This window comes from Synechococcus sp. R6-10, assembly GCF_047461815.1.
Classification (GTDB): domain Bacteria; phylum Cyanobacteriota; class Cyanobacteriia; order Thermostichales; family Thermostichaceae; genus Thermostichus.
This window is the reverse complement of sequence record NZ_JANSHW010000054.1, coordinates 1-9,569: the sequence shown is the minus strand read 5'-3', so window position 1 is coordinate 9,569 and position 9,569 is coordinate 1. Positions and strand designations below refer to the sequence as shown.

The following is a 9,569-nucleotide window of genomic DNA, read 5'->3' as shown; positions in this document are numbered from 1 at the left end:
CAGCAGGGGCTGGAGGAGGAGGTGACACCTGCTGAGTTGGAGCAGGGGGCTGAGGGGTAGAGGACACTGCCTCTGGAGTTGCCGCTGGCCTGGGTGTGGGCTCGCTTGCGGACTCACCGATTCCCAGATCTGGGGCGGGATCATCCTCAAACACCGGTTTGCCCTCCGGATCCCGTAGCAGCCAGTCCAGCAGAGGTTCAGGAGTGGCTGAGGGATCCCGCTCAGGGTGCTCTGCACCGCCGACTGGAAGGGGGCGTTCGGGGGCAGCAGGCGGTCTTTCGCTGCCTGGGCCCGGATCCAACAGCAGACGCAGGCCCCAGAAGGTGCTCCCCGCAATGACAACAAAAAGGGCTATCCCAGCCCAGAGGGGAAACGGCTTGGCCTCGGGCTCTGCCTGGGTACTGAGCAGGTGTGTGCCCGACTGCCCTGCATCTACCGCCGCTAGGGTACGCTCGGAGAAGATGGGTGCGGTTGGGGGGGGCGCGAGGGAAGAGCTGGCAGCGCTCTGGGAGTGCAGGGATCCCTCCAATTGGGCGCTGAGAACCTTCATATCTTGGGGCCGCTGGTCGGGATCTTTGGCCAGACAGGAGAGCACCACCTGTTCCAGCTCCAGCGGAATCTCATAGGGCAAATTCGAGCGATCGAAGGGCTGAGGCTGTTGGTAATTGTGGGCCTCGTACCAGCCGGGGAAAGAATCGCTCTTGGGTCGCAGAGGTTGTTGCCCGGTCAACATGCGGTAGAGCACCACGCCAAACGAGTAGATATCCGAGCGGGCATCCAGGGCTTCCCCGCGCAGCTGTTCGGGAGAGGCGTAGCGCACCGTACCCAAAAAGCCGGTGGTCTGGGTGCCAAGGGCAAGGGAAACGTCGCTGAGGAGCTTGGCAATGCCGAAATCCAAGATTTTGACGGTCTCCCCCAACGTTTCATCTTTTAGGACGAAGAGGTTGCTGGGTTTGATGTCGCGATGGATCACCCCCTTGATGAGATGGCCATCCTGCTCGGTCTCTAGGTTGTGGGCGTAATAGAGACCGGCGCATACTTGGCGGGCCATCCTCACCACCTGTTGAGGCGGCAGCACCGGCTGCTTGAGCATCAGCTCCCCCAAACTGCGCCCCGTCAGGTATTCCATCACCAGGTAAGGTTGGTCGTTCTCTAGGCCATAGTCCAATACCTTGACAATGGCAGGGTGCTCCCCCAGCAGCGTGCTGATGCGAATTTCCTGCTGAAAACGTTTGTGCAACTGGCGTCGGGTGTTGTCATCGCCTGCTAAGTTTTGGTGCAACAGCTTGACCGCCACCGGACGGTTGAACAGGCGCGTATCGACTGCCTTGAACACCCGCCCCATGCCGCCCGCTGCAATGCTGTGAACCAGTTGATAGCGCTGGCCGATCACTTTTCCAGGAGCAAGCTGGTTCATGGGCAGCCCAAGAGCATGTACCCTCTGATTCTAATGCGTGTTTCTCGGGGGTTTCTCCCGCCTTTCTCTGGGCACTACTGCCAAGCTGTTTTCACTGCTTAATGTGTCTTAATGTGTCTGATGTACTTACTTTTGAATACTTATTAAACGCCCTGCCAGTAATTGAAGGCCGGACAAAGTCTGTGGGGCATCGAGAGCTACTTGGATCTGGAGGGATCTGATAGACTCATGCGGGCGCTTTGCCGGGTCTGTTCATTAGCTGTCTGTCGGGTATTTATGCTGGCTCACTGGCTCCAAATTTCGGGGATCCCTCTAGCCCTGATCGGCCCTGTTGAGAATCCGGTGCTGGTGTTTTTGATCATCCTGACCATCATGCTGGTGGCTCCCTTGCTATTTGAGCGGCTGCGCCTGCCGGGGATCATCGGGTTAATCTTGGCTGGGCTGGTGGTGGGGCCCTACGGCTTGGGCATCTTGCGGCGGGACGAGACCATCATCCTGCTGGGCACGGTGGGGCTGTTGTTTCTCATGTTCATGGCGGGGCTGGAGACCAGTCTGGAAGATTTGAAGCTCAATGCCGGGAAGGCCACCATCTTCGGGGCGCTCACCTTTCTGTTGCCCATGCTCATCGGCACAGCAGCCATGTTGGCCATTGGGTATGGCTTTCTGGCGGCGGTGCTGGTGGCCTCTTGTTTTGCCTCTCACACCCTGATCGGTCTGCCCATCATCTCGAAGCTGGGGTTGATGCGCCTGCAGACGGTGAGGGCAACTTTGGGGGCCACCCTTATCACGAATGTCCTGGCGTTATTGGTGTTGGCGGTGGTGGTGCGCGCCCACCAAGGGGAGCTGACGCTGCAATTTTGGCTGACGTTGATCCCTTCCATTGCCCTCTACACGTTTGCCACCCTGTGGGGGGTGCCTAAGCTGGGCAGTTGGTTCTTTCAACGCTTTGGTCACGACGAGGGAGCAGAGTTTACTTTCGTGATCGCCACTTTGTTTGTGGTGGCCTACGGATCGGGGTTGATCGGCATTGAGCCGGTGGTGGGAGCCTTTCTGGCCGGGACGGCCATTACCCCCATCATCCCCCAGCTCAGCCCCCTGATGAACCGGATCCAGTTTATCGGCAACACCCTGTTTGTGCCTTTTTTCTTGATCTCGGTGGGGATGCTGATCAATCCCGGCATTCTCTTGGGAGAGCCGCGCTCGCTGCTGGTGGGAGGGGTGATGATCGCAGCGGAGGTGGTGAGCAAGTTTCTGGCCGCTTGGATCCCGGCCCAACTGTTTGGCTGGCGCTTTGCCAGCGCTATGGTTATGTTCGGCCTGTCGATGGCTCAGGCGGCGGCTACCCTGGCGGCCATCACGGTGGCCTTTCAGGTGGAGTTGGTGGATGAGCTGACGGTGAACGGCACCATTGCCATGATCCTCGTGACCTGTGTTGCCTCGCCTTGGATTGTGGCCCGCTGGGGAGAGCAAATGCAGCCAGCCGAAGTGGCGGCAGAGTCCACTGAATTGCCCAAGCCGGATTGGGGAGCTCGCGTCTTGGTGCCGGTGGCCAACCCGGATACCGAAAGCAACCTGCTGCAGTTGGCGTTGATTTTGGCCAAAAAAGATGGGGGAACGCTGCTGCCGCTGCATGTTTTGTCTGACCGCGCCGGGATCTCGCCGGCAGCCCTGGCCCGGCAGGAGCAGTTGTTGACTTTCGCAGAAGCTCTGGCCCACAGCGCCGTGACCCGAGTGGAGCCGATTCGGCGGGTGGATGACTCGGTGGAAAAAGGGATCATTCGCTCGGCGGCGGAACGGCAGGCAACCTTGGTGATCCTGGGCTGGAAGGGCTACTCCACCTATGCGGAGAACTTTTTCGGCAGCATCATTGACGCGGTGGTGCGGCAGGTGGGGATCCCAGTCTTGATTACGCGGTTTCCGGTACCCATCGAGACAGCACGCCGCATCCTCTTGGTTGCACCGGAGCTGGAGGTCTCTCCCGGATCCCTGCAGCAGACCCTTGGGCTGGCGCAGACGCTGGCCGGCGAATTGAAAGCGGGTTTGCAGATCCTGCTGGTGCAAACCCGACCTGGGCGGGAACGCTCCCCAGCCTTGCCGGCAGAAAGCTATGCCCACTTGCCGGTTCAGCGGGTGCAGGGGGGGGTGGTGGCGGAAGTCTTTAAAGCGCTGCAGCCAGGAGATGTGTTGGTATTGGTTCCCAGCGAAACCGGCAACCGGTCGCGTCTGGGCCGAGAGCCGGAGACCATCGCCCGCAACCGACCCAGCCTTCCCATCATCGTGGTGCATTTGCCGCGGGATTCAGCTCATCCCTTGCGCCAAGGAGATGGGGTTCTGGCGGCCGCAGAGCCCACTTGACAGGGATGGCATTGGGGTGTTGTCTGGCGGACTGGAGCTCTTGTCTCAACGACGCCCCGGCTCCCCTGGTAAACTGGGATACCCCAGGTTCGGAGCAGTCGTGAGCCAGAAGGGAGGCCCAGAGCCATAGACTATGTTGATTGAGGAAGTGGGGATGGTACCCTACGGAGCACAGGAGTATGGTTGCCTATTTGCTGGAAGTCGGCTGTGAGGAACTCCCGGCCAGTTTTGTGGATTCGGCCCTAGAGCAGTGGCGAACCGGGATCCCGGCCTCTTTGGCGGAGGCTCATCTGCAAGCGGAGCAGATGCAGCTTTTCGGTACGCCGCGCCGCCTGGCGGTTCTGTTGCAGGGGTTGCCCACCCAGCAGCCGGATCGCACCCTAGAGGTGAAAGGGCCACCGGTTCAGGTCGCCTACCAAGATGGCCAGCTCACTCCTGCCGGGGAAAAATTTGCCCAAAAACAAGGGGTGGATCCCGGCAGCCTGGAAATCCGGCAAGTGGGCAAGGGATCCTTTGTGTTTGCGGTGCAGCGGGTGCGGGGCCGACCGACGGCAGCCGTGCTCCAAGAATTGGCACCCGCCTGGATTACCAACTTGAGTGGTGAACGGCTGATGCGCTGGGCCTGCGGGGATCTGAAGTTTCCGCGCCCCATCCGCTGGCTGGTCTCCCTTTGGGATGATCAGGTGCTGCCTTTGCTGCTGCCGACCCACGAGGACAATTCCATGCCGGGCTTGGTGGCGGGGCGGGTGAGCCGGGGGCACCGCGTTTTGGGATCCCAGCAGGTTGTCCTGGAGCGGGCCGAGAGCTACGTTCAGCAAATGCAAGAGGCGGGGGTCAGCCCCGATCCAACAGCGCGAGAGGCATACATTCAGGCTGAGGTGACCAAGCTGGCCAGGCAAGTGAATGGGGAAGCCCAGATCCCTGCTCCTTTGCTGCGGGAGGTGGTGCACTTGGTGGAGTGGCCGACGGCGGTTTTGGGGCGCTTTGAGCCAGAGTTTTTGCGCTTGCCGCCGGCGGTGATCGAGACGGTGATGATCACTCACCAGCGCTACTTCCCAGTACGGGATGGTCGGGATCCCAGAAAATTGCTGCCCTATTTCATCACCATCTCCAACGGCGACCCCCGGCAATCGGAGCGGATCGGGGCAGGCAACAGCCGTGTGGTGCGGGCGCGCCTGGCGGATGCCCGCTTTTTCTACGAGGAGGATCGGCGGATCCCCTTGGCGCAGCGGGTGGAACGCCTGCAGGCGGTTACTTTTGCCGAAGGGCTGGGCTCCATGCGGGACAAGGTGGAGCGCATCCGCCACATCAGCCGCCTCATTGCCGCTGCCCTGAACTTGGATCCCCAGGAGCAGGCGCTGGTGGATCGCACGGCTTACCTGTGCAAGGCGGATCTGGTTACCCAAATGGTGTACGAATTCCCCGAGCTGCAGGGGATCATGGGGGCCGACTACGCTCGGCAGGATGGGGAACCGGAGGCGGTAGCCGAGGGGATTGAGCAACACTACTGGCCTTTGGGGGCGGGGGACGCTTTGCCCACAGCACTGACGGGGCGGGTGGTGGGCTGGGCAGATCGCCTGGATACCTTGGTGGGCATGTTTCGCTTGGGGCGGATCCCCACCGGCTCCTCGGATCGCTTTGCCCTGCGGCGGGCCGCCAACAGCCTGGTGCTGGTTGCCTGGGATGCCGGCTGGACTTTTGACTTTAACTCCCTGTTGCAGAGTGTGGTGCAGGACTATGCCTTTGGCGATGTCCACACCTTGCGAGCCTTGCAGGAGTTTTTGGCCCAACGGATACAGACCCTTTTGCAGGAGGAAAAACGGATTGATTACGACTTGGTCAGGGCTGTGGTGGGGGATCCAGAGTCGGTCAAAGCGGAGGATCCCCAGAAGGCCGAACTCACCTTGCGGGCCCTGGGCAACCTGCCCTTGACCCTGCTGCGGGCGGAGTACCTGCAACACCTGCGGGCCACCGGGGAATTGGCGGATCTCTATCCCACCCTCAATCGCTGCGCCCGCCTGGCAGCCCAAGGGGACTTGGACTACGCCGTGGTGGATCCGGCAGCCGCCGTGGATCCCGGTCAGTTGCAGGAGGCGGCAGAAAGGGAGTTGTACGAGGCTTGCCAGAAAATCTATCGTCTGGGGGTGGAGCCGGCCTTACGGGGAGATTTTGTTCCCTTGGTGGAAGCTCTGCAAGCAGCAGCCCCTCAGGTAGCTCAGTTTTTTGAAGCCGTTCTGGTGATGGATCCGGATCCTGGTCGGCGGGCCAGCCGGCTCAATTTGCTGGGGGTATTGCGCAACCAGTCGCGCCTGTTGGGGGACATGGGGGCTGTGGTCATGGCAGGGGAATCCTCGCCGGAGAAGACCCCCTAGCCGTTTCAGATCAGTTTACTTCGAGACAGATCCCCCTCACCCCCAGCCTCTCTCCCAGAGGGAGCTACCCCCCAAGGACTCTGTCCCGCTGGCGCGAACGGCTTGGGAATGGACATATCGTCATTTCCACTCAAACTCAGAACACTGTGCCCACACCTAAACCGTTGGTCGCGTCTTCGCGTCAGCGTTGCGGAACAATAGCGTTGCGGAGCAATAATGCAGGGGGTTAGAAGGTTTTTCAAGGACTCCGTCCCGCTGGCGCGATCAGTAGCCCAGGCGTCTCATCTTAACCTGAACAACCATACGATTTATCCAAGAAATTGCAAACACTGCTGCAAAGCCCGCTGCACCGAGCCTAGGTAGCCCTCTCCAAACAGGTTGAGATGGTTGAGCCAGTGGTAGAGCTGGTAGAGGGGCTTGCGGTGGGGATACCCCTCGTCCAAGGGGTAGGCCTGCTGATAAGCCCGATAGAACTCCGGCGGAAAGCCGCCAAACAGTTCTGTCATCGCCAGATCCGTCTCTCGATCCCCGTAGTAGGTGGCCGGATCGAAAATCACCGGGGATCCATCGGCCAAGGCCCCGTAGTTGCCGCCCCACAGATCTCCATGCAACAGAGCGGGTTCTGGCCTGTAGTCCTGAAAAAAGGCTTCCAGCTCCGCCATTACCCGTTCGGCTTGGGCCACCCACGTGCCGCGATACCCCTGTTGGCAAGCCAATTTCACCTGGTAGAGCAGCCGCTGTTCCCGATAAAAATCCGGCCAATTCTGCCGCCAACTGTTGATCTGCGGCGTGGAGCCGATGGTGTTGTCGCGCTCCCAACCGTAGCTGCCGTTGGGGGATAGGGTGCGGTGCAACTGGGCCAACTGGGATCCCAATAAACCCGCAGTGTGCGGACGGGGCGAGGTTAGCTCCAGGTATTCCAGCACCAAGTAGGCCTGCTCTCCTACGGATCCCCAGACAATGGGCTGAGGTACGCGAATGGCCTGGGCAGCCGCTAGGGTTTGCAAGCCCGCAGCTTCCGCTGCAAACATCTCCAGCGCCCTTTCTCCCCCACGGGCCAATTTGACGAAGTAGTCTTTTACCCCTTCTGCAAGAGGGCTTTGGGAAGCGCAGGAAAACCGATAGGTGGCGTTGATGCTGCCTCCGCCCACAGAACGATACTGTAGGGGCTGGATGGGATCCCCTGTTGCTTCTGAAAGGTGCTGGGCGATGGTCTGCCAAAGAGTTTGCATCAGCAGCAAAAGTCAATTATCGGAGAAAAACAGGTACTTATGGTCATTTCGGGTAGTCATTTCAGGTTAGGGTGAGACGCCTGAGCCATTGCCTGGGCCATTGAGAAAAGCCCTATGGCCCCGTGCATTCAAAGTTTTAGGTGTGGGCGCAGTCTCCTGGTTTAATTGAAATGACCATAACTCTTTTTTTGTGCTACTTTCACCTTCTCATTCTCAAGAGCACAGTCAATAGCGCGAGGACTCCGTCCCGCTGGCAGGACGGGTTGGACGCCAGACCGGGCTCTATCCTTCAGTCGAGCTTCTGGGTACTGGTCTCCGTCTTGCTGCAGGGCAGCCGAGTCTATCTTGCGCTTGCGGGTCTTGACTTTTGTCGGCCTCAGGTCTTCTCGGTTCAGCCAGCGATAAACTGTTGCACGACTAACCTTGTTCATCCGTGCAACTGCTCCCTTCCTGGACATACCATATGACTCTCTCTCAGGTCTAAGCTTCCTCCTGAGGTCTACCTCCATGCCTTCTTAGCTGCAGGGCCGTCTCATTCTTAAATGAATTGACCCTGTTCCTAACCTGTGGGGCTCTGGGGTCTTGAGCTTCCGCCTCCTATGGGGAAAGTGGGGGGAGAGCTGTATCTCAAATTAAGTTCGAATTGAGGTCAGCATTAGCGGCGGAGAGGCTCAGAAATGGCCACCACATCCTGCAGAAACTGATCCTGTTGCTGGCGCAAAATGCCCAGGTCGGGGCCTTGGTTGAGCAGGACAAAGTGGATGCCATTCGGCAGCTGCCCCATCGTCATCAGCCGATCCGCAGCGGATCCCACCTGAGCAGCCGTGCCTGGGGGCAAGGTGCGCGCCCGCAGGGTGCTGTGGCCAGTGCCCGCTCTGGGCAAGATCCGAGTCGGATCCCCATCTGTGAAATCTACCAGGTGTTCCCAGAGATGAGCTAGGGCGCGGGGGGAAAGGTACAGCGCTCGCCCTCTTTGCCCCAGGCGAATGTCTTGCTCGGCGGGGGCCATTTGGGAATCCAGGCGGGAAATGGGCTGAGCCACCAACCGCTGCCGCAGGTACTCCAGCAGGGCTGTTTCGCCCCCCAGTTCCGCCAACAGGGCTTCTGCCATGGCTCGGTCGTTGCTGCCATTGAGGATCTGCAACAGGGATCCCAGGCGTAGCGAGGTATAACGAGCCAAGCAGTGGGCGTCCGCGGGCAGGGCTGTCAGGGTTGACACCGAGCCGCGAATGGCAACCGGGTGGGGCTGTTGCGTATCGCTGAGGAGCTCTGCCAAACGCCGAGCACCGGCCAAAGGATCGGGTTGGCCCAGCAAACGGAAGGGGGGCAACACCTTCACATCCCCGTCGATCTGGCGAATGTTGAGGCTATGCAAATGGCGGGCCAGCTCTGCCACATTCGCTTCCGTGAAATAGGGATCCCCGCCACCCACCAGGATCAAATCTCCCGTCAAGCGATGGCCCAAAAGATGGCCTGTGGTGTAGAACCGGGTCTCAAAGCGACGTTCATAGCCCCAAGTCTCCAGGGCCATCAAGCTGATGGCCAACTGATCCAAGGCTCCCACCGGCAAAGGTCGATCCAGCCCATGCTCCGCCAACAGCTCCCCTTCCGGCGTCCAGAGCAGGATCCCCTGTTGAGAGAGCGCTCCCCCTTGGGCCGCCAATCCTTGCAAAAAGCCGGACAAGACCGAAGCGTAAGGAGAATCTTCCCACTGCGGCGATTGGGCGCGGGGCCACCAAGGGGGAAGGCCCGGAGTCCCACTTGGGGAAGGCAGCGGCGGCGGTGGAGTGGGGATGGGGGGGAAGGGATTCTGAGTCAATGTGGGAGACTCGACTTCAGCACCTGTGGGGTTGCTCCAGCAGGCCCCCAAGGCCAAAGCACCAGCTAACGGGATCCCTGCCCAGAGGAGACGACGATGGGGGCGCAACCCCTGTGGGATAAGCGGCATGACGACCTCACAAAGACACTTGCAAAGGACAACGGGCTGGCAAAAGACTTGACGCTACTCTAGTGCCATCCGAACTGCCTTGGCAAATCTCTGTGCCAGCCTTTTCCAGCGTTATCGACTCCGGCCAAGGCAAGCCCATCTTTTGCTTGTCAGGGATCCCAGTCGGCTGTGACGTAAACTACCCGACACCAACCGCTAGGCGGTACGGAGCGGGCTTTTAGTAGCCCTGCAGTTAGCAAGCCAAC

The 9,569-nt window shown here is 60.0% G+C and carries 6 protein-coding genes; 2 read left to right on the top strand and 4 right to left on the bottom strand.

The window, feature by feature from the left end; all coding sequences use genetic code 11:
• A partial coding sequence (locus NW837_RS01740; RefSeq protein ID WP_414329002.1) for a protein kinase domain-containing protein occupies positions 1-1,417 on the bottom strand: 1,417 nt, incomplete at its 3' end.
• Between the two features lie 276 nt (positions 1,418-1,693).
• On the opposite strand from NW837_RS01740, the gene NW837_RS01735 reads away from it, so the two are divergent.
• The gene (locus tag NW837_RS01735) at positions 1,694-3,772 is read left to right on the top strand and encodes a cation:proton antiporter (RefSeq protein ID WP_414329001.1); all 2,079 of its coding nucleotides are present in this window, start codon (positions 1,694-1,696) and stop codon (positions 3,770-3,772) included.
• Between the two features lie 179 nt (positions 3,773-3,951).
• Positions 3,952-6,144 carry a glycine--tRNA ligase subunit beta gene (gene glyS / locus NW837_RS01730; RefSeq protein ID WP_414329000.1) on the top strand — a complete coding sequence of 731 codons (2,193 nt, stop codon included), beginning with the start codon at positions 3,952-3,954 and terminating at the stop codon, positions 6,142-6,144.
• 308 nt (positions 6,145-6,452) lie between these two features.
• Here glyS and NW837_RS01725 read toward each other — a convergent pair whose 3' ends face one another.
• From NW837_RS01725 to NW837_RS01715, 3 genes are all read right to left on the bottom strand, one after another.
• Positions 6,453-7,376 (bottom strand): fructosamine kinase family protein, encoded by a 924-nt coding sequence (locus tag NW837_RS01725; protein ID WP_414328999.1) that lies wholly within the window; start codon positions 7,374-7,376, stop codon positions 6,453-6,455.
• A gap of 161 nt (positions 7,377-7,537) precedes the next feature.
• Positions 7,538-7,807, bottom strand: coding sequence for an IS630 transposase-related protein (locus tag NW837_RS01720; RefSeq protein ID WP_414328998.1), 270 nt, complete (start codon positions 7,805-7,807; stop codon positions 7,538-7,540).
• A 224-nt stretch (positions 7,808-8,031) separates the two neighbouring features.
• Positions 8,032-9,324: a D-alanyl-D-alanine carboxypeptidase gene (locus NW837_RS01715; RefSeq protein ID WP_414328997.1), complete on the bottom strand. Its 1,293-nt coding sequence runs from the start codon at positions 9,322-9,324 to the stop codon at positions 8,032-8,034.
• Between the last annotated feature and the right edge of the window lie 245 nt (positions 9,325-9,569).